The sequence below is a fragment of the Amycolatopsis speibonae genome, assembly GCF_042647925.1.
GTDB lineage: Bacteria > Actinomycetota > Actinomycetes > Mycobacteriales > Pseudonocardiaceae > Amycolatopsis > Amycolatopsis speibonae.
In genome coordinates this window covers 17,606-43,272 of record NZ_JBHRWK010000029.1, presented here as the reverse complement: position 1 = coordinate 43,272, position 25,667 = coordinate 17,606, and the positions used below count along the sequence as shown (strand labels likewise).

Annotated in this window: 24 protein-coding genes; 12 read left to right on the top strand and 12 right to left on the bottom strand. The window is 68.2% G+C overall.

What is annotated here, in order from left to right:
• The first annotated feature begins 99 nt into the window (after window positions 1-99).
• Together ACFOSH_RS21225 and ACFOSH_RS21220 are read left to right on the top strand one after the other, a co-directional pair.
• Entirely contained in the window at window positions 100-726 is a 627-nt protein-coding gene (locus ACFOSH_RS21225) for a PadR family transcriptional regulator (RefSeq protein WP_378240758.1), read from the top strand.
• Window positions 707-2,320 (top strand): DHA2 family efflux MFS transporter permease subunit, encoded by a 1,614-nt coding sequence (locus tag ACFOSH_RS21220; RefSeq protein ID WP_378240757.1) that lies wholly within the window; start codon window positions 707-709, stop codon window positions 2,318-2,320. Before ACFOSH_RS21225 ends, ACFOSH_RS21220 begins: the two co-directional genes overlap by 20 nt.
• 189 nt (window positions 2,321-2,509) lie before the next feature.
• Here the strand turns inward: ACFOSH_RS21220 and ACFOSH_RS21215 are convergent, their stop codons facing one another.
• Window positions 2,510-4,315 carry a glycoside hydrolase family 3 protein gene (locus ACFOSH_RS21215; protein WP_378240756.1) on the bottom strand — a complete coding sequence of 602 codons (1,806 nt, stop codon included), beginning with the start codon at window positions 4,313-4,315 and terminating at the stop codon, window positions 2,510-2,512.
• A 166-nt stretch (window positions 4,316-4,481) separates the two neighbouring features.
• On the opposite strand from ACFOSH_RS21215, the gene ACFOSH_RS21210 reads away from it, so the two are divergent.
• Together ACFOSH_RS21210 and ACFOSH_RS21205 are read left to right on the top strand one after the other, a co-directional pair.
• On the top strand, window positions 4,482-5,111 hold the full coding sequence (locus ACFOSH_RS21210) for a Maf family protein (protein WP_378240862.1): 630 nt from the start codon (window positions 4,482-4,484) through the stop codon (window positions 5,109-5,111).
• A 100-nt stretch (window positions 5,112-5,211) separates the two neighbouring features.
• On the top strand, window positions 5,212-6,570 hold the full coding sequence (locus ACFOSH_RS21205) for a dicarboxylate/amino acid:cation symporter (protein ID WP_378240755.1): 1,359 nt from the start codon (window positions 5,212-5,214) through the stop codon (window positions 6,568-6,570).
• Between the two features lie 451 nt (window positions 6,571-7,021).
• Here ACFOSH_RS21205 and ACFOSH_RS21200 read toward each other — a convergent pair whose 3' ends face one another.
• Window positions 7,022-7,705, bottom strand: coding sequence for a hypothetical protein (locus ACFOSH_RS21200; protein ID WP_378240861.1), 684 nt, complete (start codon window positions 7,703-7,705; stop codon window positions 7,022-7,024).
• 83 nt (window positions 7,706-7,788) lie between these two features.
• On the opposite strand from ACFOSH_RS21200, the gene ACFOSH_RS21195 reads away from it, so the two are divergent.
• The 5 genes from ACFOSH_RS21195 (at window position 7,789) to ACFOSH_RS21175 (ending at window position 11,498) form a co-directional block, all read left to right on the top strand.
• Window positions 7,789-8,073, top strand: a complete 285-nt coding sequence (locus ACFOSH_RS21195; RefSeq protein WP_378240754.1) for an SAV_915 family protein — start codon at window positions 7,789-7,791, stop codon at window positions 8,071-8,073.
• 151 nt (window positions 8,074-8,224) lie between these two features.
• Entirely contained in the window at window positions 8,225-10,015 is a 1,791-nt protein-coding gene (locus tag ACFOSH_RS21190; RefSeq protein ID WP_378240753.1) for an acetyl/propionyl/methylcrotonyl-CoA carboxylase subunit alpha, read from the top strand.
• Window positions 10,016-10,061: 46 nt separating this feature from the next.
• Window positions 10,062-10,526 carry a DUF1707 SHOCT-like domain-containing protein gene (locus tag ACFOSH_RS21185; protein ID WP_378240752.1) on the top strand — a complete coding sequence of 155 codons (465 nt, stop codon included), beginning with the start codon at window positions 10,062-10,064 and terminating at the stop codon, window positions 10,524-10,526.
• A gap of 41 nt (window positions 10,527-10,567) precedes the next feature.
• Window positions 10,568-10,945 carry a DUF1707 SHOCT-like domain-containing protein gene (locus ACFOSH_RS21180; protein ID WP_378240860.1) on the top strand — a complete coding sequence of 126 codons (378 nt, stop codon included), beginning with the start codon at window positions 10,568-10,570 and terminating at the stop codon, window positions 10,943-10,945.
• 22 nt (window positions 10,946-10,967) lie between these two features.
• Window positions 10,968-11,498, top strand: coding sequence for a GNAT family N-acetyltransferase (locus ACFOSH_RS21175; protein WP_378240751.1), 531 nt, complete (start codon window positions 10,968-10,970; stop codon window positions 11,496-11,498).
• A 91-nt stretch (window positions 11,499-11,589) separates the two neighbouring features.
• Here the strand turns inward: ACFOSH_RS21175 and ACFOSH_RS21170 are convergent, their stop codons facing one another.
• Complete coding sequence (locus ACFOSH_RS21170; protein ID WP_378240750.1) at window positions 11,590-13,053, bottom strand: aldehyde dehydrogenase family protein; 1,464 nt, start codon at window positions 13,051-13,053, stop codon at window positions 11,590-11,592.
• A gap of 98 nt (window positions 13,054-13,151) precedes the next feature.
• Window positions 13,152-14,891: a glycerol-3-phosphate dehydrogenase/oxidase gene (locus ACFOSH_RS21165; RefSeq protein ID WP_378240749.1), complete on the bottom strand. Its 1,740-nt coding sequence runs from the start codon at window positions 14,889-14,891 to the stop codon at window positions 13,152-13,154.
• Window positions 14,892-15,139: 248 nt separating this feature from the next.
• Here ACFOSH_RS21165 and ACFOSH_RS21160 point away from each other — a divergent pair, with 248 nt between their 5' ends.
• Window positions 15,140-15,886 (top strand): MIP/aquaporin family protein, encoded by a 747-nt coding sequence (locus ACFOSH_RS21160; protein ID WP_378240748.1) that lies wholly within the window; start codon window positions 15,140-15,142, stop codon window positions 15,884-15,886.
• A 14-nt stretch (window positions 15,887-15,900) separates the two neighbouring features.
• Window positions 15,901-17,415 carry a glycerol kinase GlpK gene (glpK, locus tag ACFOSH_RS21155; protein WP_378240747.1) on the top strand — a complete coding sequence of 505 codons (1,515 nt, stop codon included), beginning with the start codon at window positions 15,901-15,903 and terminating at the stop codon, window positions 17,413-17,415.
• A 107-nt stretch (window positions 17,416-17,522) separates the two neighbouring features.
• Here glpK and ACFOSH_RS21150 read toward each other — a convergent pair whose 3' ends face one another.
• The 6 genes from ACFOSH_RS21150 to ACFOSH_RS21125 all read right to left on the bottom strand — a co-directional run bounded on the left by ACFOSH_RS21150 (window position 17,523) and on the right by ACFOSH_RS21125 (window position 22,582).
• Entirely contained in the window at window positions 17,523-18,152 is a 630-nt protein-coding gene (locus ACFOSH_RS21150; RefSeq protein ID WP_378240746.1) for a hypothetical protein, read from the bottom strand.
• A gap of 177 nt (window positions 18,153-18,329) precedes the next feature.
• Window positions 18,330-18,875, bottom strand: coding sequence for a hypothetical protein (locus tag ACFOSH_RS21145; RefSeq protein ID WP_378240745.1), 546 nt, complete (start codon window positions 18,873-18,875; stop codon window positions 18,330-18,332).
• A gap of 5 nt (window positions 18,876-18,880) precedes the next feature.
• Window positions 18,881-19,549, bottom strand: coding sequence for a class F sortase (locus ACFOSH_RS21140; protein ID WP_378240744.1), 669 nt, complete (start codon window positions 19,547-19,549; stop codon window positions 18,881-18,883).
• Window positions 19,550-19,686: 137 nt separating this feature from the next.
• Window positions 19,687-20,274 (bottom strand): hypothetical protein, encoded by a 588-nt coding sequence (locus ACFOSH_RS21135; protein ID WP_378240743.1) that lies wholly within the window; start codon window positions 20,272-20,274, stop codon window positions 19,687-19,689.
• 350 nt (window positions 20,275-20,624) lie between these two features.
• Window positions 20,625-21,065 (bottom strand): hypothetical protein, encoded by a 441-nt coding sequence (locus tag ACFOSH_RS21130; protein WP_378240859.1) that lies wholly within the window; start codon window positions 21,063-21,065, stop codon window positions 20,625-20,627.
• Window positions 21,066-21,178: 113 nt separating this feature from the next.
• Window positions 21,179-22,582 (bottom strand): NAD(P)H-quinone dehydrogenase, encoded by a 1,404-nt coding sequence (locus ACFOSH_RS21125; RefSeq protein ID WP_378240742.1) that lies wholly within the window; start codon window positions 22,580-22,582, stop codon window positions 21,179-21,181.
• Window positions 22,583-22,709: 127 nt separating this feature from the next.
• Here ACFOSH_RS21125 and ACFOSH_RS21120 point away from each other — a divergent pair, with 127 nt between their 5' ends.
• On the top strand, window positions 22,710-23,162 hold the full coding sequence (locus ACFOSH_RS21120) for a gamma-glutamylcyclotransferase (RefSeq protein ID WP_378240741.1): 453 nt from the start codon (window positions 22,710-22,712) through the stop codon (window positions 23,160-23,162).
• A gap of 42 nt (window positions 23,163-23,204) precedes the next feature.
• On the opposite strand, the gene ACFOSH_RS21115 is transcribed toward ACFOSH_RS21120, so the two are convergent.
• Window positions 23,205-24,047 carry a hypothetical protein gene (locus tag ACFOSH_RS21115; protein ID WP_378240740.1) on the bottom strand — a complete coding sequence of 281 codons (843 nt, stop codon included), beginning with the start codon at window positions 24,045-24,047 and terminating at the stop codon, window positions 23,205-23,207.
• A 211-nt stretch (window positions 24,048-24,258) separates the two neighbouring features.
• Window positions 24,259-25,557 carry an amidohydrolase gene (locus ACFOSH_RS21110; RefSeq protein ID WP_378240739.1) on the bottom strand — a complete coding sequence of 433 codons (1,299 nt, stop codon included), beginning with the start codon at window positions 25,555-25,557 and terminating at the stop codon, window positions 24,259-24,261.
• Between the last annotated feature and the right edge of the window lie 110 nt (window positions 25,558-25,667).

The window sequence follows — 25,667 nt, the reverse complement described above, 5'->3', positions numbered from 1 at the left end:
TCAGCGTGCGCAAGAAGCGGGCTCCCTTGAAGCGGGCCGAGGTCGTGTCATATAGTCCACGCGGAATAATCGACACGGAATCTTCCGGAAGGATCATGCATGGCCACGAAGCTCACCCCGCTCGCGATGGCGGTACTGGAACTTCTCCATGAGCGGCCCATGCACCCCTACGAAATGGCCCAGGTGATGAAGGAGCGCTACGTCAGCACCCGGGTCAAAGTGAAGGCCGGCTCGCTCTACCACACGGTGGATCGCTTGGTGCAGAACGGTTTCGTCGAGGTCGTCGAGACCCAACGGGACGGGAGGCGCCCCGAGCGCACCGTGTACGCGATGACGGAGGCCGGCCGCGACGAGTTCGTCGTCCGCGGGCAGCACATGCTCAGCACGCCCGCGGAGGAGTACCCCGAGTACCTCAGCGCGCTCGCCGTCATCGACGAACTGGGCCTGGAGATGGCGGTGACCCAGCTCAAGCACCGGGTGCTGCGGCTGCAGGCTTCCGCCGCCGCCGACAAGGTCGTGCTCGAAAGCATGGTCAACGAGCAACATCTGCCCGAGATCTACTGGCTCGACTGGTCCTACGCCTCCGCTCGGCGCACCTTCGAGCTGGAGTGGACCCAAAAACTGATCGAAGACCTGGAATCCGGCCGCATCCGCTTCCAGGACCACTGCACGCCACACCTGAACCTGGTCACCGAGGACGAAACCGATGAACGCAAGACAAGCTAGCCCCTGGGCCGCGCTTTCCGCGCTGTGCCTGGGTTTCTTCATGATCCTGCTGGACACCACGATCGTTTCGACCGCGATTCCCGCGATGCTGCGCGAACTCGGCGCCGGGCTGAACGCCATCGTCTGGGTGATCAGCGTCTACCTGCTCACCTACGCGGTGCCGATGCTGTTCGCCAGCCGCCTCGGCGACCGCTTCGGCCCGAAGCGCGTCTACCTGGCCGGGCTCGTGGTGTTCACGCTGGCCTCGCTGTGGTGCGGCCTGTCCGGCTCGGTCGAGATGCTCATCGCGGCCCGCGCGGTGCAGGGCCTCGGCGCCGCTCTGATGACTCCGCAGACCCTGGCGTTCATCAGCCACCTGTTCCCGCCGTCGAAGCGTGGCCCCGCGATGGGACTCTGGAGCGGTGTCGCCGGGATCGCGGCCATCGTCGGACCGCTGCTCGGCGGCGTGCTCGTCGACCACCTCGGCTGGGAATGGATCTTCTTCGTCAACCTGCCGGTCGGCGTGGTCGCGATCGCGCTGGCGCTGCTCAAGGTCCCGGACTGGCAGCCGAAGCACTCGCATTCCTTCGACGTGCCGGGAATCCTGCTGTCCGGCGCCGGATTGTTCTGCATCGTCTACGGCGTCCAAAATGGACAGCACTACGACTGGGGCCGGGCGTTCGGGCCGATCACCGTGTTCGAGATCATCGGCTTCGGCGTCGCCCTGCTGATCGCCTTCGTGGCGTGGCAACGGTTCAACCGCAAGGAACCCCTTCTGCCGCTGGGCGTCTTCGCGAACCGCAACTTCTCGGCCGGGACGCTGACCTCGGTCACCGTCGGGTTCGCGATGACAGGCATGTTCCTGCCGCTGGTGATCTACATCCAGGCCGTACTCGGCGAGACCCCCACGATGTCCGGCCTGCTGTTCGCGCCGATGTCGTTGCTGGCGGGCATGATCGGCCCGTTCGTCGGCCGCGCCTCGGACAAGGTCAACGGCAAGATCCTGCTGGTCATCGGGCTGACCGCGCTGGCGGCGGGGATGGCGCTGGTGGCACTGATCGCGCGGGCGGGCGCGAACGCGTGGACGCTCACCCCGGCGCTGCTGGTGGCGGGCGCCGGGATCGGGTTCATCTTCGCGCCGATGGGCAACCTGGCGATGAGTTCGGTCGAACCGCGGTTCATCGGGACCGCGTCGGGCATCTTCAACACCGCCCGCCAGGTCGGTGGCGTGCTCGGCAGTGCCGCCGTCGGCGTGCTGCTGCAGGCGCGGATCAGCACTTCGATCGCCGACGAGGCCGCGACCGCCGCGAGCGCGTTGCCGGAGCAGTACCGGGCGCCGTTCGCGGAAGGTATCGCGAAGGCCGCGGAATCGGCCGGGGAGTTCAGTTCGTCCGGCCCCGCGGCGTTCCCCGGCCTGCCGTCCGGTGTCGCCGAGCAGGCCCAGCGGCTCGCGCTCGAAGCCGTCCACAATGGACTGACTGATGCGGCTCGGGTGACGTTGCTGCTTCCGGCGGCGGTGTTGCTGCTGGGCGTGCTGGCCGCGCTCACCATGCGTCGGCCGGTTCCGCGTGCTCACCACACCCCTGCGCCCGAACCTGCCGCCAGCGCCGCCTGACCCTCCTCCCGCAAGTGTCATGAAAGGGGCGTTCCTGACGTTTTTCGTCCTGAACGCCCCTTTCATGACATCGGGCGGCCCCACCACGATCACCGCCACCACCACCACCGACGCAATGAAAGGTCCTTTCCTTGCGAAATTCGCAAGGAAAGGACCTTTCATCTCATCCGCGGGAGGGCGGAAGCTTCCTTACCGGCGGTACCGCAGGCCGTAGCCGTACGGGTACAGCGCCTTCTTGCCGTCACCGACGTTCACCGGCTCCTGCGCCGCACTGGCCGGCCAGCTGAACGTCAGTTTCCCTGTCGGGTTGTAGTCGCCGTAGAGGACATCGGCGACACCGGCGCCTTCGCTACCCGGGAGCCAGGCGGCGACGAGTCCGTCGAACTGCGGCAGTTGCGAAGCGAGGTCAAGCGGGCGGCCGGACACGGTCACCACGACGACCGGGACCCCGGAGCTCTTCAGCTTGGCGATCGTGGCGAGGTCCTCCGCGTCGAGCCCGAAGCCGTTCGGACGGTCTCCCTGCCCTTCGGCGTACGGCGTTTCGCCCACCACGGCGACCGCGACTCGGTAACTCTTGTCGATTCCGTCACCCGCACGGTCATAGGTCACCGTGGTTCCCTTCCCGGCGCCCGATTTCAGGCCGTCGAGGATGGTCGTGCCCGGGATGACCGGGCCGCTCTGGCCCTGCCAGGTGAGCGTCCAGCCGCCCGCTTGGTTGCCGATGTCGTTCGCGTTCTTGCCCGCGACGAAGATCTTGTTGTTCTTCTTCGCCAGCGGCAGCACACCGTCGTTCTTCAGCAGCACCTGGGATTCACGGACGGCCTGCCGAGCCAATTCTCGATGTTCCTTGCTGCCGAACGTCTTCTGGAGCGATCGGTCGGTGTACGGATGCTCGAACAGGCCGAGCTTGAACTTCTCCGCGAGGATGCGGCGGTTCGCGTCGTCGATCCGGTCGCGCGAGACGCGGCCCGCTTCGACCTCCGCCTTGAGGTAGGAGAGGAACTGCGGAGCGTCCCACGGGACCATGAACATGTCGATGCCCGCGTTGACCGAAAGCCGCACCTCCTCGGGGGTGAAGCCGTCCTTGCCGTCGATCTGGTTGATCGCGTTGTAGTCCGAGATCACCAGGCCGGAGAATCGCAGTTCCTTCTTGAGGACGTCGGTGATCAGGTACTTCTGGGCGTGCATGCGCACCCCTTGGAAGCTGGAGAACGAGATCATCACCGAGCCGACCCCGCGGTCGATCGCCTCGCGGAACGGCGGCAGGTGGATCTGGCGCAGTTCGCGTTCGCTGATCTCGGTGTTGCCCTGGTCGACACCGTTCGTCGTACCGCCGTCGCCGACGTAGTGCTTCGCGGTCGCGAGCACCGAACCCGGCTTCTCCCCCAGCTTGCGCCCTTGGAGACCGGTGATGGCCGACGCGTTGGCGATGGCGTCGCGCGGGGATTCGCCGAAGGATTCGTAAGTGCGACCCCAACGGTCGTCACGGGCGACGCACAGGCACGGCGAAAAGTCCCACCGCGGACCGGTTCCGGCGACTTCCAGCGCCGTCGCGCGGCCGATCTTCTCGACCAGGCGCGGGTTGTCGGCGGCACCGAGGCCGATGTTGTGCGGGAAGATCGTCGCGCCGTAGACGTTGTTGTGGCCGTGCACGGCGTCGACGCCGTAGAGCGTGGGGATGCCGAGCGGCGTCGAAACCGCCGCCTTCTGGTACGAGTCGACCATGTCGGCCCAGCCGGTCGGCGTGTTGCTGGCGGGCACCGAGCCACCGCCGGACAACAGGGACCCCAGTTTGAGCGCGGCGGCCTGGTCGGGGGTGACAGCGCCGCGTTCGGCCTGCGTCATCTGGCCGATCTTGTCGTCGAGACTCATCCGTTTGAGCAGGTCGTTCACCCGCGCGGACGTCGAAGCGTGAGGGTTCTTGTACAGCGGCCCGGGGCTGGCCGACGCCATCGGCGCGAAGGCCGTACCGGCCACGAGCAGGCCTGCGAGCACTGTGGTTTGCGTCGTGCGAAGTGATCTTCTGACGCGGAGGCGGGACGACATTGGTTCCTCCGTAGCTCGAACATTCCATATGTTGCGCGCCACAACAAACTAGCTCCACGGTCGGGTGTTCCAGGTCACAATCAGGCAACGGAGGGCCGTCGAGTACCTTCCGATGGTGCGTTTCGTCCTCGCGTCCCAGTCCCCCGCCCGCCTCGGCGTCCTGCGTTCCGCCGGCTTCGATCCGAGCGTCGTCGTCTCCGGCGTCGACGAGGACGCGGTCGCCGCGTCCCTGCCCGATCCGGCCCCGGTGGAGCTGGTCCGCGCGCTCGCCGTCGCGAAGGCCGAAGCCGTCTACGAGACGCTCGCCGGAACCCACGCCGACATGGTCATCGTGGGCTGCGATTCGATGCTGTCGATCAACGGCGAGATGGTCGGGAAGCCACTCACGCCGGAGGTGGCCCGCGAGCGCTGGGCGTCGATGGCGGGCAAAACCGGTGAACTTCTCACCGGCCACTCGATCATCCGCGTCGAGAACGGCGAGAAGACGAAGGAAGCCTCCGGGACCGAAGGCACCACTGTTCGCTTCGGCACACCGTCGCAAGAAGAGATCGAGGCCTACATCGCGTCCGGCGAACCGCTCCAGGTGGCCGGCGGCTTCACGCTGGACGGTCTGGGCGGCTGGTTCATCGAGGGGATCGACGGCGATTTCTCGAGTGTCATCGGGATCAGCCTGCCGCTGACCCGGCGTTTGCTGACCGAGGTCGGCGTGAGCGTCATCGACCTCTGGCCCCGTCCCGCATCCTGAGACAGCTCCCACACGATCGGGTGATCCGGAAGAGTCCTGCTTCGTCGAACGTTCTTCACGTTCGGCCAATCAGGAAACTTTCACGCACCGGAGTCGCCCCGTGTCTTTCATTCGGACCTACACCAGGCCAAAAGTGTTCGCGGTGGCAGTCCTCGGCTCGCTCGTCGTGGGTGCCCTTCTCGGCGTCCTCGCCAGGAGCACCGAAGCGAGCTGGCTGACCGAACTGCTCGCCCAGATCGGCTCGATCTTCACGACGCTGCTGCAGATCGCGGTGATCCCGCTGGTCTTCACAGCGATCGTGGTCGGCATCAGCAGTCTGCGCAACCTCGGCGGCGGCAAGAAAGCCGCCCGGCTGGGCGGCAAGACCGTATTGTGGTTCGCGATCACCTCGTTCATCGCGTCGCTGATCGGCATCGCCGTCGCGAAGCTGTTCAACCCGGGCAGCGGCGGCCTCGGCGAAGGCATCGCCGCGACCGCGAAGAACACGGACAAGGCCGCCAAGGCGACCTGGGGATCGTGGAGCGACTTCATCAACGGGTTGCTGCCGAAGAACTTCCTCACCGCCTTCACCGAGGGCGAGACGCTTCAGGTGCTGTTCCTGGCCGTCCTGATCGGCGCGGCCGCCTACAGCCTCGGCGACAAGGCGAAGCCCTTCGTCGACTTCACGAGCAGCGTCTTCGAGATCATCCAGCGCTACCTCGGCTGGATCGTGCGCCTGGCCCCGATCGGCATCATCGGCCTCATCGGCAAGGCCGTGTCGACCTACGGCGACTCACTGTTCAAGCCGCTGTTCACCGCCACTCTCGCCGTGTACGTGGGCTGCTTCCTGGTGCTTCTGGTGGTCTACCCGATCCTGCTGCAGTTCGTGGCGAAGGTCAGCCCGCTGAAGTTCTTCTCCAAGGCGGGCACGGCGATCCAGTTCGCGTTCGCGTCGTCGTCCTCGGGCGCGACCCTGCCGCTGACCCGCCAGGCCGCGGTGAACCTGGGCGTCCAGCCCGGCTACGCGGGCTTCGCGACTCCGCTGGCGAGCGCCACGAAGATGGACGGCTGCGCGGCGGTGTTCCCGGCGATCGGCGCGATCTTCATCGCGAACCTTTCCGGTGTGTCGCTGAACTTCTGGCAGTACGTCGGGATCGTCGCGGCCGCCGTGTTCGGCGCGCTGGCGACCGCGGGCGTCACCGGCTGGCTGGCCGCGCTGACCCTGACCGCGTCGGTCATCGGGCTCGACCCGGCGCAGGTCGCGCTCGGGATCGCGCTGATCTACTCGGTGAACCCGATCATGGACATGATCCGGACCGCGACCAACGTCGCCGGCCAGATCGTCGTGCCGGTCATCGTCGCTCGCAGCGAAGGCCTGCTGGACGACGACGTGCTCGACGCGCCTACGGACCCTTCGCCCACCGACAACGGCGAAGCGGCCACCACCTCGGAGAAGGAACCGGCCACGGCTGGCGCCTGACCTCTCGTTGAGTACGTGAAGGCCCCCTTCATTGCGCCTAGCGCAGTGAAGGGGGCCTTCACGTAGTTGGGCGTTCCCTCGGCTGAGCCGCGTGAAGGGGGCCTTCACGCGGCACCTGCTGTGGCGCGTGTGGTTTCTGGGGCGCCTGGGGCGATGCGGCGCTCCGTGAAGGGCCCTTTCACTACCTTCAGGGTAGGCAAGGAGGCCTTCACGACCCTCCGACCGGCACCCCGTGCAATGAAAGGCTCTTTCCTTGCAAATTTTGCAAGGAAAGAGCCTTTCATTGCATACACCCGGAGCGAGCACAGGCAGCAGGAGAGCAAGGGACCTTTGCTATCGCTTCTCTTAACGTTGAGAGAAGCGATAGCAAGGGACCTTTGCTCACGTTGTTTAGCACGCTAACTAACGTGAGCAAAGGTCCCTTGCTCCCACCGAGCCCGCCGGGCCCGCTTCAGGGACAGGGGCGCAGGTCCGCCTTCGTCAGCCGCACGTCCGGCCACCCCTTCAACTCCGAAGGCGCGGTGTACCGCCGCGTGCAGCCCACCGAGCCGCGGCCGACGTCGTAGACCTCCGCGAGCACCGGCGCCGCCTGGCACCGGGCCGATCCGGATTGCGCGCCGGGGCATTCGTGCCGGACGACGATGACGTCCGCGACCCCGTCGGCGGTCACGTCGCTCAGCGCGACCGTGCCGGCGTCGGAGAAGTACGGCTTCCCGGTGTCCCGCCAGATCCCGCCGCGCGCGACGAACAGTTCGCCCGCCGAACCGCCGCCTGCTTCGCCGCGCACCAGGCAGACCGGCGTCGCGCCGTCGACACAGCGCAAAGAATCGCCCTTGAGGGTGACCCCCATGTCATTGATGATCAGCGGGATCACCGTGTCCGCCCCGATCTTGACGACGCCCTGCTTCCCCGCTTCGTCGGCGAGCAGCACGACGGGCAACCCGCCGACGGTCATCGCGCCGATCTCCCGGCAGGCCGAGTGACCGCAGTTGACTCCGGGTGTGGCGGGCACGGTTTCGGGCACCGCGTACCCATCAGGCGCTCCGGCGGGCGTCGGCGCCTTCGGGCGGAGCAGGATCACGGCCACGATCACGCCCGCCGTCACCACCACCGCCAGCAGCGCGGTGAACAGCACCGATCGCGGCGCCCGCGCTTCCTGAGTCCGCATATCCGAGAGCGTAAGTGATCTAGCGCAGAGTGCACGTCTATGTTGTTCCTGTGACGAACCCCGGACTGCCCAACGCCCTGTTCCTCCCCACGGCGAAAAAGCCGAAGGACTTCACCCGTGCGGAGGTCGAACTCCGCGCGACCAAGGACGGCCGGATGGCGCTGGTCGCTTTCAGCACGGTGCAGCGCCTGGTCGAGTGTTGCGGCCCGCACCAGCCGTGGGCGCTGGTCAAAGCCGAGCACCTGGGCCGGATCTACCAGACCCAGCCGTATGACCTGATCGTGCTGGATTCCGACCTTCCGGAGGAACTGCGGCACCGAGAAGCCCTGGTGTAACGCCTGATAGAAGAACTGCGGCACCACGGAGCGCTGGTATAAAACAGAGGTCACCGGGTGGCCTTGCTCTCACTATTCGAGGCGGGAACTTCCGTAAACTGCTGCGGAGCCGCATCGGGGCGGCCCGACGTGCGAACGCAGGAGGTACGGCGTGACCGAGCAGGCCGGCACAGGTGGTCCGGTGACCAAGATCCTGATCGCGAACCGCGGGGAAATCGCGGTCCGGGTGATCAGGGCGGCGAAGGATGCCGGGCTGACCAGCGTCGCCGTCTACGCCGATCCGGATCGTGACGCACCCCATGTCCGTCTCGCCGACGAGGCCTTCGCGCTCGGCGGCACCACCGCGGCCGAGAGCTACCTCGTCTTCGACAAGCTGCTCGACGCCGCCAAGCGGTCGGGCGCGGACTCGGTCCACCCCGGCTACGGGTTCCTCTCCGAGAACGCGGACTTCGCGCAGGCCGTGATCGACGCCGGGCTGACCTGGATCGGGCCGAGCCCGCAGGCCATCCGCGACCTCGGCGACAAGGTCACCGCGCGCCACATCGCGCTGCGCGCCGGGGCCCCCCTCGTGCCCGGCACGAAGGACCCCGCCGCGAACGCCGACGAGATCGTCGCCTTCGCCGACGAGCACGGCCTGCCGGTCGCGATCAAGGCGGCGTTCGGAGGTGGCGGCCGCGGCCTCAAAGTCGCCCGCACCCGCGAAGAGATCCCGGAGCTCTTCGAATCCGCGACGCGCGAGGCGATCTCCGCCTTCGGCCGCGGCGAATGCTTCGTCGAGCGCTACCTCGACAAGCCGCGGCACGTCGAGGCCCAGGTCCTCGCCGACCAGCACGGCAACGCCATCGTCGTCGGCACTCGCGACTGCTCGTTGCAGCGCCGCCACCAGAAGCTGGTCGAGGAGGCGCCCGCGCCGTACCTGACCGACGAGCAGCGCAAGCGCATCCACGAGTCCGCGAAGGCGATCTGCAAGGAAGCCGGCTACTACGGCGCCGGGACCGTCGAGTACCTCGTCGCCGTCGACGGCACGATCTCGTTCCTCGAGGTCAACACGCGACTGCAGGTCGAGCACCCGGTGTCCGAGGAGACCACGGGCCTCGACCTCGTGCGCGAGATGTTCCGCATCGCGCGCGGCGAGAAGCTGCGCATCACCGAGGACCCGGAACCGCGGGGCCACTCGATCGAATTCCGCATCAACGGTGAAGACGCCGGACGCGGCTTCCTGCCCGCGCCCGGCACCGTGACGAAGTTCGTCGCGCCGAGCGGCCCGGGGGTCCGGGTCGATTCGGGTGTCGAGTCCGGCAGCGTCATCGGCGGCCAGTTCGACTCGATGCTCGCGAAGCTGATCGTCACCGGTTCGGACCGGCAGAACGCGCTCGAGCGCAGCCGCCGGGCGCTGGCCGAGATGGTCGCCGACGGGATGGCGACGGTCCTGCCGTTCCACCGCGTGATCGTGGACGACCCGGCCTTCATCGGCGACGAGAACGGTTTCAGCGTGCACACCCGCTGGATCGAGACCGAGTTCGACAACAAGATCGAGCCGTTCGTCGCGCCGGAAGCCGCCGAGGCCGAAGACGAGCAGCCCCGCCAGAACGTCGTCGTCGAGGTCGGCGGACGGCGTCTGGAAGTGTCGCTTCCCGGTGGGTTCTCGCTCGACGGCGGTGGCGGCGGGACGGCCGTCAAGGCCAAGCCGCGCAAGCGCGCGGGCGGCACCAAGGCGGCCGTGAGCGGCGACGCGGTCACCGCGCCGATGCAGGGCACCATCGTCAAGGTCGCCGTCGAAGAAGGCCAGCGGGTCGAAGCGGGCGAACTCGTCGTCGTGCTCGAGGCGATGAAGATGGAGAACCCGGTCACCGCGCACAAGGCGGGTACCGTGACCGGTCTTTCGGTCGAGGTCGGCGCCGCCGTGACGCAGGGAACCCAGCTGTTCGAGCTGAAAGACTGACGAATGTCGTGGATGACGGGCCCTCGCTCCGCCTACCATCGAAAGGGTGAGCGAGGTTCCGTCTCCGCAGCTGCGGATCAGTGATCAGGATCGCGAGTCCGCGCTGACAGCGCTGGGCGAGCACATGAGCGTGGGCCGGATCGACATCGACGAATTCGGTGAGCGGTCGGCGAGGATCACCGCGGCCAAGACGCGCGGTGAGCTGTCCGAGGTCTTCCTCGACCTGCCCGAACCGCATCCGGGCTTCGACGCGCCCAAGACGGTCGTGAGCGAACCGGAGAAGCCGGCGTCGACATGGGCGGGCATTTCGTCGGCGCAGCGGGTCATGGGCGCGCTGCTGCCGCTCCTGTTCATCGCCACCATCGTGTTCATCATCGGCACCGGCGCCAGCTGGTGGTTGATCGCCATCCCGATCGGGATCAGCGTCGCCGGTGAAGGGCTCTGGGGCAAAGGCTGGGAGAACGCCCACAAGAAGCTCGGGAAGCAGCGTCGAGGGGAACTGGACGGCTGATCCGCCCGTAGACTCGGGACGTGAGTGCCGAGAGACCGGACATGCGGCTGAGCGACGCCGAACGCCAAGACGCGCTCGATGCGCTGGAAGAGCACGTCCGCACCGGCAGACTCGACCTCGACGAGTTCGGCTCGCGGTCGGCGAGGGTCAGCGCCGCGAGGCTCGCGAGCGACCTCGAACCGCTGTTCACGGACCTGCCCTCACCTCGCCCCAGCGCCCTGCTCCCCCTGCCGCCGATGCCCGGCGTCGCGCAGGCATCCGCGAAGAACGAGGCCCAGCCGCCGTCGAAGTGGCTGGCGGCCAGCGCCGTGCCGATCGCCGCGGTGGTCGCGATCGCGCTGTTCTTCTTCACCCGCGGGACGTTCCTGGTCTTCCTGCTCCCGCTGGCGGTCGCGCTGATCATGAGCCGCCGTCGCTGATCGGTCCGGTTACCCTCGAAGGGTGGAACCGGTGGAGATCAACGCGGGCGAGTACTACCTGCGGCAGCTGCGGGCGGACAAGGCTCTCGACGACCGTCCGGCGCTGGTCGCGGCCTTCGCCGACCCGACGCACCGCAAGTACGTCCTGAACTACCGCTTGCGGGACCTCGCCGAGGCGACCGAGTACGTCGCGTTGCGCGCGGCGCAGTGGGCCGGTGACGAACGCTGCTCCTGGGCGGTGGCCGAGCCGACGACCGGGGAGCTGCTGGGCGAGGTCGGCCTGCGGGACCTCGACCTCGACACCGGGTACGCGGAGGCGTCGGTCTGGGTGCGCGCCGCGTCCCGGGGGAAGGGCGTCGCGAGCACCGGGCTCAGCGCGGCCCTGCGCTTCGGTTTCGGCGGGCTGGGCCTGCGCGAGGTCAGCTACCGCTACGAGGAGACGAACGAGATCTCGGCCTCGGTCGCCCGCAAATGCGGGTTCACCCTGGTCGGGCCCGAGCTGGACCCGGCCCCGACCGGGGAACGCCTCATCCGCTGGCGCCGCACCGCCTGATCCCCCGCAATTAGTCACCTACTTGCCCTGATCGAGGTCCGGCGCCGGTAAGCGCCCAGGCAAGTAGGTGACTAATTGCGGGGGTCGGGGGTCAGAAGGGGTAGATGGGCGGGGGGTTCCGGACGGTGACCCAGCGCGTCTCGGTGAAGGCCTCGATGTTCGCCGCCGCACCACCGAAACGGCTTCCGGTGCCCGAAGCGGCGACGCCGCCGAAGGGGCTGTTCGCCTCGTCGCTGACGGTCTGGTCGTTGATGTGCACGATCCCGGTCGGGACGCGGTCGGCCAGCTCCAGTCCTTTGAGGACATCGCGCGTGACGATCCCCAGCGAGAGCCCGTACTCGCTCGCCGTGGCGAGGCGGACGGCCTCCTCCGCGTCGGAGAACCGCACGACCGGCGCGACCGGGCCGAAGATCTCCTCGGCGACGGCGGGCGCGTCCGGCGGCACGTCGGCGAGCACCGTCGCGGAGTAGAACAGCCGGTCGTACTCGCCGCCGGCGGCGACCCGGGCCCCCGCCGCGACACTGGCGGTGACCAGCTCGTGGATCTTGTCCCGCTGCCCGGCGTCGATGATCGGCCCGAGCGCGACCTCGTCCCGCGCCGGGTCACCCACGCGCAGGGCGGCCGCCTTCGCCGCCAGCCGCTCGACGAAGTCGTCGTAGAGCCGCTCGTGCACCAGGTGCCGCCCGGTGGTCATGCAGATCTGGCCCTGGTGGAAGAAGGAGCCGAACGCGGCGACCCCGGCGGCTTCGTCGACATCCGCGTCGTCGAGCACGATGAGCGCGGAGTTCCCGCCCAGCTCCAGGTGTGCCCGCTTCAGATGCTTTCCGGCGAGTTCGCCGACCTTGCGCCCGGCGCCGGTCGATCCGGTGAACGAGATGACCCGGACCGCCGGATGCGTCACCAGCGTCTCGCCGACGTCCGCGCCACCCGGCAGCATCTGCAGCACTCCCGGCGGCAGGCCCGCTTCCTCGAAGATCCGCGCCAGGACCACGCCACCGGTGACGGCGGTGCGCGGGTCCGGCTTCAGGATGACCGCGTTGCCCAGCGCGAGCGCCGGGGCGACCGAACGGATGCCCAGGATGATCGGCATGTTGAACGGCGAGATCACCGCCACGACACCGGCCGGGACGCGGCGGGCCATCGAAAGGCGCGGTTCTTCACTCGGCAGGAGTTCGCCGTACGGGCGGCCGGGCAGCGCCGCCGCCTCGTAGCACTCCTGCTCCGCGACGTGCAGCGAAAAGCCCGCGACGCCCGGCACGGCGCCGACCTCGCGGACGTTCCACCAGCTGATCTCGTCGGCGTACTCCGACCAAAGCCGGGCGGCCTTGCGCAGCACGGCGGCCCGCTGGACGTGCGGTGTCGCCGCCCAAGCCCGCTGCGCCTCGGCCGCTGTCTCCGCCGCTTTCGCGGCGTCTTCGGCCGAGGCGATCCCGATGCTTCCCAAGACGTCGCCCGTCGCGGGCTCCGTGACCTTCCGGGTGCCGCCGGTACCGGGGACCCACGAGCCTCCGGCGAAGATCCGGTCCGTCCACGTCGACGAGTCGAGAAAAACCACTGCGCCACCTTCCAGGTCGGGGAAGGCCGACGCTATGCCAGTTTCACTCGATCAGGCAACGATCCCTGCGCGCGTGGCACACCACCCGGCAGGAACGATCAACTCACCGGTTCGATGATCCCCGTGCGGGCTTCCGGCGCGGCCGAACGCAACGCGTCGGCGGCCTCGTCGCTCGGCTGCGACTGGGACTCCCGTTCCGCGTCGACCCGCGCCGTGTACACCTCGACCTCGCGTTTCTCCTGCTCCTTCGACCAGCCGAGCACCTCGCCCACCAGCGTGGCGACCTGGGCGGCGCAGTCGACGCCGCGGTGCGCGTACTCGATCGAGATCCGCGTCCGGCGCGCCAAGACGTCTTCCAGGTGAAGCGCGCCCTCGTGACTGGCCGCGTAGACGACCTCGACGCCGAGGTAGTCCGGAGCGTGCTCCAGCGGCTTCAGCAGCTCCGGCCGTCCTTCGCCGAGCGCGAGGACTTCGTGCACCATCGAGCCGTACCGGTCGAGCAGGTGACGGACGCGGTACGGGTGCAGCCCGTGCTCGGAAGCCAGGTGGTCGGCCTGGTTCACCAGCGCGTGATAGCCGTCCGCGCCCAGCAGCGGCACCTTGTCCGTGATGGACGACTGCGGCCTGCCGGGCAGGTCGACGGCCGCGGCGTCGACGGCGTCGGCCGCCATCACCCGGTAGGTCGTGTACTTGCCGCCCGCGATCGCGACCAGTCCCGGTGCGACCCGGGCGACCGCGTGCTCACGCGAAAGCTTCGACGTCTCTTCGCTTTCCCCGGCGAGCAAAGGCCGGAGTCCCGCGTAGACGCCTTCGATGTCGTCGTGCGTCAGCGGTGTCGCGAGCACGGTGTTGACGTGTTCGAGGAGGTAGTCGATGTCGTGCTTCGTCGCGGCGGGATGCGCGAGGTCGAGGTTCCAGTCGGTGTCGGTGGTCCCGACGATCCAGTGATTGCGCCACGGGATGACGAACAGCACGGACTTCTCGGTGCGCAGGATCATGCCCGCCTCCGAGACGATCCGATCGCGCGGGACGACGATGTGCACGCCCTTGCTCGCGCGGACGCGGAACCGGCCGCGGCCACCGGAAAGCCGCTGCAGCTCGTCGGTCCAGACGCCGGTGCAGTTGACCACCGCGGAAGCGTGGATCTCGGTCTCGCGGCCGTCCTCGACGTCGCGCACCTTGACGCCGGAAATGCGGTCCGCCTCGCGGAGGAAACCGACCACCTGGGTGGAGGTGCGCACCACGGCGCCGTAGTGCGCGGCGGTGCGGGCGACGGTCATCGTATGCCGTGCGTCGTCGGATTGCGCGTCGTAGTAACGGATCCCGCCGATCAAGGCGGACCGCTTCAGCGCCGGGACCATCCGCAGCGCGCCCGCGCGGCTCAGGTGTTTCTGCCCGGGGACCGACCGCGCGCCGCCCATCGTGTCGTACATCAGCAGGCCGGCCGCGGTGTACGGCCGCTCCCAGATCCGGTGGGTCAGCGGGTACAGGAAGCTGACCGGCTTCACCAGATGGGGTGCGATCGTCGTCAGCATCAGCTCGCGTTCACGCAGAGCTTCCCGTACCAGACCGAATTCCAGCTGTTCGAGGTAACGGAGCCCGCCGTGGAAGAGCTTGCTGGACCGGCTCGACGTCCCCGAGGCGAGGTCGCGCGCTTCGACGAGGGCGACCCGCAGGCCGCGCGTGGCGGCGTCGAGCGCGGTACCCGCTCCGACCACTCCGCCGCCGATGACGACGAGGTCGAACTTGTCCTCACCCAGCCGCTGCCACGACTCTTCCCGCTTGAGCGGTCCCAGCCTGGCGGGGCTGTTTTCGGCTTCGCGCTGAGAGCTTGCCACGTGACATTCCTCCTTGGTGCCGCTGTGGCTCCAGCATCGCACGATCGGCCACGACGGGTCCGTTATGCGGGTGACACGTGTGGCGTAACCCTCGTCGATCTTGAAAAGATTGATGCGCGCGACGCCTGGAAGGAACAAATACGCGACGGTAACGTGCCACGAACGTGGGTCGGCAAGGGCGCCGTAGCACACTGTGTTCGGCCCTGCGCGGAATGTCCCATGCGGTAAGTCCACAGTGGAGGTCAGCGGTGAGCGCAGGAGCCATATTCGTCTGGGAATTGCTGGGAACGGCGGTCCTGATCCTGTTGGGTAACGGCGTGGTCGCCAACCACGTGTTGCGGAAGAACAACGGCCACGGCGGTGGCGTCGTGATGATCACCCTCGGCTGGGGGTTCGCGGTCTTCGCCGGCGCCAGCATCGCCGCGCCGAGCCAGGCGCACCTCAACCCCGCGGTGACACTGGGGCTCGCCATCGCGGACAAGACCAAGTGGGGCGACGTCCCGATCTACATCGCCGGGCAGCTGGTCGGCGCGATCCTCGGCGCGGTGCTCTGCTGGGCCGCCTACAAGCTCCAGTTCGACGACCATCCCAACCGGGACGAGACGCTCGGCATCTTCTCGACCGCGCCGCAGATCCCGAACAAGGCGTGGAACCTGGTCACCGAGATCATCGGCACCTTCGTGCTGGTCGTCTGGATCCTGCTCAGCCCGGTCTACGCCGAATCCGGCGGCACGCCGAACTTCGGCAACTCCGCGCTCGGTTACGCGGGTGTAGCGTTCGTCGTGCTGGTCATCGGCCAGTCCCTCGGTGGCCCGACCGGTTACGCCATCAACCCGGCCCGAGACCTCGGCCCCCGCCTCGCGTACGCGTTCCTGCTGCCCATCAAGAACAAGGCCAACCCGAACTGGGGCTACTCCTGGGTCCCCGTCGTCGGTCCGCTCATCGGTGGCGCCCTGGCCGCGTTCGTGTTCCTCGCCGTCCACAACCTCACCTGAGACTGGAGTTTTCGATGACTTCGTACGTAGCCGCGATCGACCAGGGCACCACGTCGACCCGCTGCATGATCTTCGACCACTCCGGCCGGGTTGTCGCCGTCGACCAGCGGGAACACGAGCAGATCTTCCCGAAGGCGGGCTGGGTCGAGCACAACGCCGAGGAGATCTGGGAGAACACGCGGGCCGTCGCGGCGGGCGCGCTCGCCAAGGGCGACCTGGTCGCCAGCGACGTCATCGCGGTCGGCATCACCAACCAGCGCGAGACCACGCTGGTCTGGGACCGCACCACCGGCAAGCCGGTATACAACGCGATCGTCTGGCAAGACACCCGCACCGACAAGATCGTCAGCGACCTGGGCGCGCTCGGCGGCGGACAGGAGCGGTACCGCGCGAAGGTGGGCCTGCCGCTGGCGACCTACTTCTCCGGGCCGAAGATCAAGTGGATCCTCGACAACGTTGACGGCGCCCGCGCGCGGGCCGAAGCAGGCGACCTGCTCTTCGGCAACATGGACACCTGGGTGCTGTGGAACATGACCGGCGGGGTCGACGGCGGCGTGCACGTCACCGACCCGACCAACGCGTCGCGGACCATGCTGATGGACCTCGACACGCTGGCCTGGGACGCCGGGATCGCCGAAGAGATGACCATCCCGCTGGGGATGCTGCCGGAGATCCGGTCGTCCTCGGAGACCTACGGCAAGGTCCGCGAGAAGGGCGCGCTGGCCGGGGTTCCGATCTCGGGAATCCTGGGCGACCAGCAGGCGGCGACCTTCGGGCAGGCCTGCCTCTCGCCAGGTGAAGCGAAGAACACCTACGGCACCGGCAACTTCATGCTGCTCAACACGGGCACCGAGAAGGTCATGTCGGACAACGGGCTGCTCACCACGGTCTGCTACAAGATCGGCTCGAACGACACGGTGTACGCGCTCGAAGGTTCGATCGCGGTCACCGGTTCGCTCGTGCAGTGGCTGCGGGACAACCTCGGCCTGATCGGCTCCGCGGCCGAGGTCGAGCAGCACGCCCGCAGCGTCGAGGACAACGGTGGCGCGTACTTCGTGCCGGCGTTCTCGGGCCTCTTCGCGCCGTACTGGCGCTCCGATGCCCGCGGCGCGATCGTCGGCCTCACCCGATTCGTCAACAAGGGACACATCTCGCGGGCGGTCCTGGAGGCGACGGCGTTCCAGTCGCGCGAGGTGATCGACGCGATGAACGCCGACTCCGGTGTCCCGCTGAAGTCGCTGAAGGTCGACGGCGGCATGGTCGTCAACGAACTGCTCATGCAGTTCCAGGCCGACATCCTGGGCGTCCCGGTGATCCGCCCGGTGGTCAACGAGACCACGGCGCTCGGCGCGGCCTACGCGGCCGGTCTCGCGGTGGGCTTCTGGAAGAGCGAAGACGACATCCGCAACAACTGGGCGCAGGACAAGCAGTGGGACCCGTCGATGGACGAGGCGCGCCGCGAGTCCGAGTACCGCAACTGGAAGAAGGCCGTCACGAAGACCTTCGACTGGGTCGAGGGCGAAGACTGACCCTCACCCGCTGACCCGAAGTCCGTGAAGGCCTCCTTCCCTACCTTGAGAGTAGGAAAGGAGTCCTTCACGGACTTCCGCATTCAGCGGACTTAATGCGCCGTGGGCTAGCCGAAAGCGCCGCCGCCGGTCTGCGGAGCGCCCTTCGGCGTGACCTTCACCTGCGGCGCCGTCTTGCCCGGTGACGGCGGCGTGCCGCACGGCTTGGTCAGCGCCGCCGCGACGACGTCACCCGCGCTCGACGACGGCGCACCGCTGTTGGACGGCCGGCCGCTGGACGGCGGCTGACTGCTCGAAGGCGGCTTGCTGCTGGACGGGGGTTTGCTGCTCGACGGCGGCGTGCTCGAAGGCGGTGTCGTCGGCGGCAGGCAGACGATCTCGAACTCGACGGTCGCCGTCCCGCCGGCGGCCGGCAGGTTCGGTCCGCCGTCGCAATGGAAACTCGCCTTGAACTTGCCCGTCTTCCCGGCGGCCTTCCCGTGCCCACCGTACGGCGCCTGGTTACCCGAGCCGGGCTGGACTTCGAGCGTGACCGGCCCGGTCAGTCCCGCCGACGTCACCGCGGTGCGCGTGCCGTGGCAACTGGCGGTGAAGTCCAGCACCTGGCCGGGCGCGACCTTCGCCGGGCTGACCCAGAGCTTCGGCGGCGGTGCTGTCGCCGACGCCTGCGGGGCGAGGAGCACCCCCGCCGTCATCGCGAGCAAACCGGCTCCCGCGACGATTCCCTTGATTCCCATGATCTTTCTCCCTCAGTGCGAGCCCTCGCGTCAAGAACACCCTCGGGAAAGGGAATCGGTTGCCTTCGAAAGCAAAAACTCGTGAGGTTCTATTGAGGGGTAAGGCAAACGTGGCGGGCTGAGTGTCCCCAATGCCACATCGGGGGCACTCGACCCCTCAATAACCGTCCTCACCACTCACGAGAAAGGGCCCCCACCGGTCTGCGGCGCCCCCACCGGAATCTTCGAAACCTGACGATCCGACCCCGGCCTGACCGGCGCCGCCGAAGACCCCGGCGGCATCGTTTTCCCGGTGGAAGTAGTCGGTTTCGGCGGTTTGTTCGACGAAGTCGGCACCGCCGCCACTTCGAGGTTGATCGTCACCGTCTTCGTCTTGCAGAGTGCCGTGACCGCGTAGAAACCGGGGCGCGCCTTGTCGTCGATATGCGCGACGGCGCCGAGGATCACCGGATTCTCCGAGGTGATCTCGAACTTCCCGACGCGGTCCAGCACCATCGACTTCACCTCGCCGAGGTCGGCGACCGGGCAGCCGACGGAGACCAGGACGTCCTCCCCCGCCTTCGACTTCGCCGGCGAAACCGCGATGAACGGGTACTGCATCGGCGGCGGGGTGAACGTCGTGGTCGGCGTGGTCGAGACCTCTTGCGCGGCTGCGGGCGTGGCCAGCGCCGCACCGCACGCCAGCACCCCTGTCACCGCCAGGACGGACCGGTATCCGAGCATGGACCTCACCTCGCGATCAGCCGAGCGAAAACGATGATGTTGTCGAGATAGTTGCGCGACGTCTTGTCGAAGACCCCGCCGCAGGTGATGAGCCGAAGTTCCGGCGCGGTGGTGTCGCCGTAGACGGCGTCGGTGGGGAACTTGTCCTTCGCCACCCGCTCGACCTTCGTGACCGCGAACTCGGCCGTCGTGCCGTCCTTGCGGGCGATCGAGACCTTGTCGCCGGGCACCAGTTCCCTCAGCCGGAAGAAGATGCCCTTCTGCTTGTTGCCGTCCACGTGCCCGAGGATCACCGAGGGCCCGACCTCCCCCGGGGTCGGCCCGTTCTCGTACCAGCCCGCCTGCAGCGGCTGGGTCACCGGCGGGACCTCGACGGTGTTGTCCGCGTTGAGCCCGAGCGGGACCAGGCTGGACTTCGCCTCGATCTTCGGTACGTCGATCGAGACCGGTTCAGCCTTCGGCATCCCCTCGACGGCGCCCCCTCCGTCGACGGGAGCCCCCGGCTCACTCGGCTCGGCCGGCGGCGTCTCCGCCTGGCTCACGCTCCCCTGCGGCGCCGCCTGGCCGGTCTCCCCGGGACCGGAGAGGACGAACGCCAGCGTCGCCAAAACGGCCAGCAGGACGACAGCGAGCGCCAGCAGCGCCTGTCGCCCTCGTATCCACGTCGATTTCATGTCCACCCCTCAAGGAAGCGGGACGAGGCCGGTCCCGGCCCCCAGACCGGGACCGGCTCGTCGTTCACCCCCACGCCTGCCAAACGTCGGACGAGACCGGACGGTTGCCCGCCCAGGTCACGAAATGATCGCGATCCCTACGCCCGCACCGCACGCCGACGGTACGCCGCGAACCCGGCACCGCCCGCGACCAGCGCGAGCCCGCCCCCGACGGCGGCGAGGACGCCGGTGTAGTCGGCGGGCCCCTCGGTGCCACCGGTCTGCGGGGCACCGGCCGGCACCTTCGCGACCTGGTTCTTCTTGCCGATCACCTCGAAGGTGACCGTCGACTTCTGGCCCCAGCAGGTCAGCGTCACCGGGTACTTGCCCGGCTTGATGTCCTTGACCGTCGCCGACCACTTCGCGGAGTCGATGGAGTTCGCGGAGTTGACGGTGAGGGCAGCCGAAGTGACCTTCGGGCCGGACTCGTTGTTGCGGGTGGCGCACTGGAAGTCCAGCTTCACCTTGTCCCCCGGCTTGCCCTGGGCGGGCGAGAGGGTCAGGGCCTTGAGGATCCCGACCGGTGACGCGTGCGGGCCGGGGCCGTCGGGGTCTTCGGTCGGGGAAGCCGACGGAGAAGAGGGAGCCGGAACAGTCGGCGTCGGAGAAGTCGCGAGAGCCGCGCCCGGCGCGAGAAGAAGGAATCCGGCGACGGTACCGGCGGAGAGCATGATGGTGCGCTTCATTGGAATACCCCTGAAAGACGAATGTGGATGGAAATCGGAAAAGAAGAATTCCGCGCCCCTGTTCCCCCAGTGGCGGTTCTCTGTTTTTCCGACACCCTCATGACGTCCCTGCCCAGGGTCGGGTTGCCTGGATTCATCACGAAAAGGTCGCGAAATCGGGGCGGTGGGAGGAATGTCGCGAAAGCGAAGCAGGCACAGGGGGTCGTGAGTGTTTCGGGTCGTTCTAACGACACTTGCCACTCACGACCACTCCGACCCACATGTCACCTTCGCCTTCTCGTGAGCCCGCCATCCACTAAACACAAAACCGCCCCCGGACCGAAGTCCGAGGGCGGTTCCGGAACGCGCAATCAGGAAGCCATACTGCCGTCACCCGCGTGCGCCGAACCGGACGGCACCGCGCCCACCTGCCGGGCGGGCACGGAAAACGTTGCCGTATAAGACTTTCCGTTGCAGTTGACGGTCAGCGGGTAGCTGCCCGGCGCCGTCCCCTCCTTGAGTTCGACCTCGGCGCTGACGTTCGCCGGGACGCCGATGAGCGGGCCGTAGTCGTACTTCCCGACGCTCAGCACCGGCGAGGAGAACGTCGTCGACGCCGGCGCCTTCAGCCCGTCGCCGGGGCACTGCGCCAGCGCCACGTTCGAGTCGCCGCGGACGTACTTGTTGACGAGCCCGAGTTCGTAGGCCGTGTCGTCGTTGAGCTGCACCGTGACACCGCCGGGATCGGGCTGGGGTTGCTGGGCGAAACCGGTCGCCGGCCCCGCCAGCGACGCCGCACCGATCGCCAGCACTCCGACGACACCCCTGCGAACCCTGCGAACCACGAAAAACCCCTAGCTGTCACCGAAACACCGACACGCGCTAGACGCGGGCACCCCCGCGAGGGTTGCTTCCCGGAAGGAGATCAGTCCAAGTCGTCGTGGCGCATCAGCTGACGACCGGCCTCGGTGATCGACCCCGACAGCGACGGGTACACCGAAAATGTCAGTGCCAGGTGTTCCACTGTGAGCTGGTTCTGGACGGCGAGCGCGATGGGAAGGATGAGCTCGCTCGCGTTCGGCGCCACGACCACCCCACCGACGACCACGCCGGTGGCGGGACGGCAGAACAGCTTCACGAAACCGCGTCGCAGGCCTTCCATCTTCGCGCGGGCGTTCGTCGCGAGCGGGAGCATGATGGTGCGGGCGGGCACCTCACCCGAGTCGATCGCCTGCTGGCTGATGCCGACGGTCGCGATCTCGGGGTGGGTGAACACGTTGGCGGCGACGGTCTTGAGCTTGATCGGCGCGACACCCTCACCGAGCGCGTGCCACATCGCGATGCGGCCCTGCATGCTGGCCACCGAGGCGAGCATGAGCACGCCGGTGCAGTCACCGGCGGCGTAGATGCCGGGCGCGCTGGTGCGGGAAACGCGGTCGACACCGATGAAGCCGCCGGGGCCGGGCTCGATGCCGACCTTCTCCAGGCCGATGTCGGTGGTGTTGGGCACCGAACCGACGGTCATCAGCGCGTGGCTGGCTTCGATCACGCGGCCGTCGGCGAGGTAGATCTCGACGCCCTTGTCGGTGCGCACGACCTTGTCGGCGCGCGCCTGCTTGGCGACCGTGGTGCCGCGCTGGGAGAAGACCTCTTCGAGCACGGCTGCGGCGTCGGCGTCCTCGTGCGGGAGCACGCGGTCGCGGCTGGAGACGACGGTGACCTTGACGCCCATCTCGGTGTAGGCCGAGGCGAATTCGGCGCCGGTGACACCCGAACCGATGACGGCCAGGTGCTCGGGCAGCTCGCGCAGGTCGTAGAGCTGACGCCAGTCGAGGATGCGCTCGCCGTCCGGCACCGCGCCGGGCAGCACCCGCGGGGTGGCGCCGGTCGAGATGAGGACGACGTCGGCGTCGAGCACCTCGGTCGAGCCGTCGTGGGCGGTGACGGCGACCTTGTGCGCGGCGAGTCCGGCTTCGTCGTCGTCGAAGCGGGCCTGGCCGATGACGACGCGGACGCCCTCGCGCTGGACACGGGCGCGGATGTCGGCGGACTGCGCGAGGGCGAGGCCCTTCACGCGGCCGTGGACGGTCGGCAGGTCGACACTGGTGTCGGCCATGTCGGTGTTGATGCCGAGTTCGCGGAGGTCGTGCATGTTCGCGAGCGCGCCGGAGGAGGCGATGAACGTCTTGGACGGAACGCAGTCGTAGAGCACGCAGGCGCCGCCGAGACCGTCGCGTTCGACGATGGTGACGTCGGCCCCGTGCTGGGCCGCGACCAGTGCCGCTTCGTAACCGGCGGGGCCTCCGCCCATGATCACGATCTTGGTCACTGGTCTCCTCCTCGCAGCGGTGTCTGTGACTGCGTTTACCGTACGCGGGCGACCGCTGGGCGGATTGAGTGGCCGGACACGGCATGTGCGTCCAGCCGGGTGACCGGTGGGTCGCTAGGCTGTCACCGTGCCGTTGTATGCCGCGTATGGATCCAATATGGAGCCCGCCCAGATGTTGGAGCGCGCTCCTCACTCGCCCATGGCCGGCACCGGCTGGCTGGAGGGCTGGAGGCTGACCTTCGGCGGCGAAGACCTCGGCTGGGAAGGCGCGCTGGCGACCATCGTCGAAGACCCGGGCTCCCGGGTCTTCGTGGTGCTGTACGACGTCACGCCGCTGGACGAGGACGGCCTCGACCGCTGGGAAGGCGGCGAGCTCGGGATGCACACCAAGCTCAAGTTGCGCGTGCAGACCATGGAAGGTTCCGTCCTGCCCTGGCTGTACGTCGTGGACGCCTACGAAGGCGGGCTCCCTTCGGCGCGTTATCTCGGCGTTCTCGCCGACGCCGCCGAAGCCGCGGGCGCCCCCGCGGACTACGTCGACGCGCTCCGCACCCGCCCCTGCCAGGGCATCAGCGGCTGATCACGCGTGTGACCCTTCACGTCACGCGTGTCGCCCTCCTGATCACGCGACTTGCACGGAACGACGCTCGAACGCGTCGCGAAGCTCAGCCAACACGCGACGCGGATCGCGAAGATCGGCCGCACCCGCCCGGATCGTGATCCACCCGCGTCCGGCCATCCGCGCATCCCGTTCACGATCGTGGCCCTGCCGTTCCTCATGCGTGGCGAACCCGTCGTACTCCAGTGCGATCCGCACGGCAGGCCACGCGATGTCGAGCACGTACAGCCTTCGGCCGTCGATCGTGCAGACCTCGTACTGCGCCTCCGGGACCGGGAATCCCGCCTCCACCACGATGAGCCGAAAGATGCTCTCGGGTGGCGACTCGGCCTTCCCCGTCGCGAGCGCCAACAGCATCTGCGCCCTGTGGATACCTCGTTTGTCCACGCGGTCCAAAATACGATCCCGGACGTTGTCCCGGAGTACTCGGTGATGATCCGGCGCCAGGCCGTGCAGCGCCTCGTCGACCGCGGCGAAAGCTGTCCGCCTGTCACCGTCGCAGAGGAAGTCCGCCAACGCGAGCTCCAGCGAGAACAGGGTCAGACCGTTGAGCTCGGTGGTGTCATATGGCTGGAACGCGGCTCGGTGCACGACCAACCCCGGCTTGGATCTCGCCCGCCTCGGATAGGGCACCGTGATGTGGACGGTCAAGTCGTCGACAGCTGAAATCCCATGCAAGGCAAGGGAAGTGGCCCCGGAAAGCGCGGCGGGCTGCCCCACGGCCATCAGTGCCGCTTGGGCTCTTGTCGGCAGCTCGAGCAGGTCAGCCGCGTGCACGATCACCCCTCGCCAAGGTTGAGCGAGCACTCCGCTCCGCAACCCTTCGAGGACCGCGCGACGGCCCAAAACCTTGTCGGCCTCACTACGCGAGACCGCCCCATGTCGTCCTCCCCAGTCGATCATGTCTACGAGAATCGGAGATCACGATCGACCGGGGAAGGCGCTTCGCGACATCTGTGGACAACTCACCTGGCTGTGGATAACCCTGTGTACAGATGTTCGGTACCGAAAGAGCGAACACGCGTGATTGGAGGGGTCACACGCGTGATTGGAAGGGTCAGGCCAGGGTGGCCAGGGCGGTGTGGACCAGCGTGCGGACACCGCACAGGAGCGAACGCTCGTCGAGCGTGAAGGTCGGGCGGTGGATGTCGGCCATCGGGCCTTCACCGGGCCACACGCCGAGGCGCGCGAAGGCGCCCTGGACGTGCTCCAGGTACCACCCGAAGTCCTCGCCGCCGGACGACTGCTCTGTCCCTGCCACCGCGGCCTCCCCCAGCGCGGCTTCGACACCGGCCCGCATCAACGCGTGCGACTCCGGGTCGGAGACGACCGGCGGCACCCCGCGGCGGTAGTCGAGCGAGAACCCGACGCCGGTCGGCGCGAGCAGCGACTCCACCGAAGACGCGACGAGCGGCTCCAGCATCGTCCACACCTCGTGGTCCGCGGTCCGGAGCGTGCCGCGCAGCACCCCGTCCTGCGGGACGGCGTTCGCGGCCTGCCCGGCGTGCACCGCGCCCCAGACCAGCACGGTCCCGGATCGCGGGTCGACGCGCCGCGAGAGGACCGCGGGCAGCGACGTGATCACCGTGCCGAGCGCGTGCACCAGGTCCGCGGTCAGGTGCGGCCGCGAGGTGTGCCCGCCCGGCGAGGTGAGCCGCAGCTCGATGAGGTCGGCGGCGGACGTCAGCGGGCCTTCGCGCAGGCCGACCTTGCCGACCTCGAGCCGCGGGTCGCAGTGCAGCCCGTAGATCCGCTCGACGCCTTCCATCGCACCGGCGGCGATCATGTCCAGCGCGCCGCCGGGCATGACCTCCTCGGCGGGCTGGAAGATCAGCCGCACCCGCCCCGGCAGCTCCGGAGCGCCGGCCAGCGCCCGCGCCGCGCCCAGCAGGATCGCGGTGTGCGCGTCGTGCCCGCACATGTGCGCGGCGCCGTCGTTCTTGGAGGCGTACGGGAGCCCGGTGGCCTCGGTCAGCGGCAGGGCGTCCATGTCGGCGCGCAACGCGACACAGCGTTCACCGCTGCCGATGTCGCAGACGACACCGGTGCCCGTCGGGAGCACCCATGGCTTGAGGCCGACCGAGCGGAGCAGGGACATGACCATTTCGGTCGTGGCGAACTCGTGGCGGGAGAGCTCCGGATGCGCGTGGATGTGCCGGCGCCACGCGAGGACGTCGGTGGCGTTCGCGCGGAGCCAGTCGTCAAGCCAGAAAGGGCCGCGCCCGGCGCCCAGATCATGCACAGGTGCCATGCTGACGCCGGCTTCGGAGATCAGCGCGGTGGACGCCTCTATAGGGGCAATGACGCGACCCTCGGGGTCGCCTGGAATGTCCGGCCGTGAATCGAGCACAGTCACGCCGCACCTCCTCCCGCAACACAGTCACCTTCGTCTACCACCATACGAGTGGTCGCTGAAGGCACGCTGGGTGCCGTTCGATCTGTGATACGCATTTGCGATAGATCGTG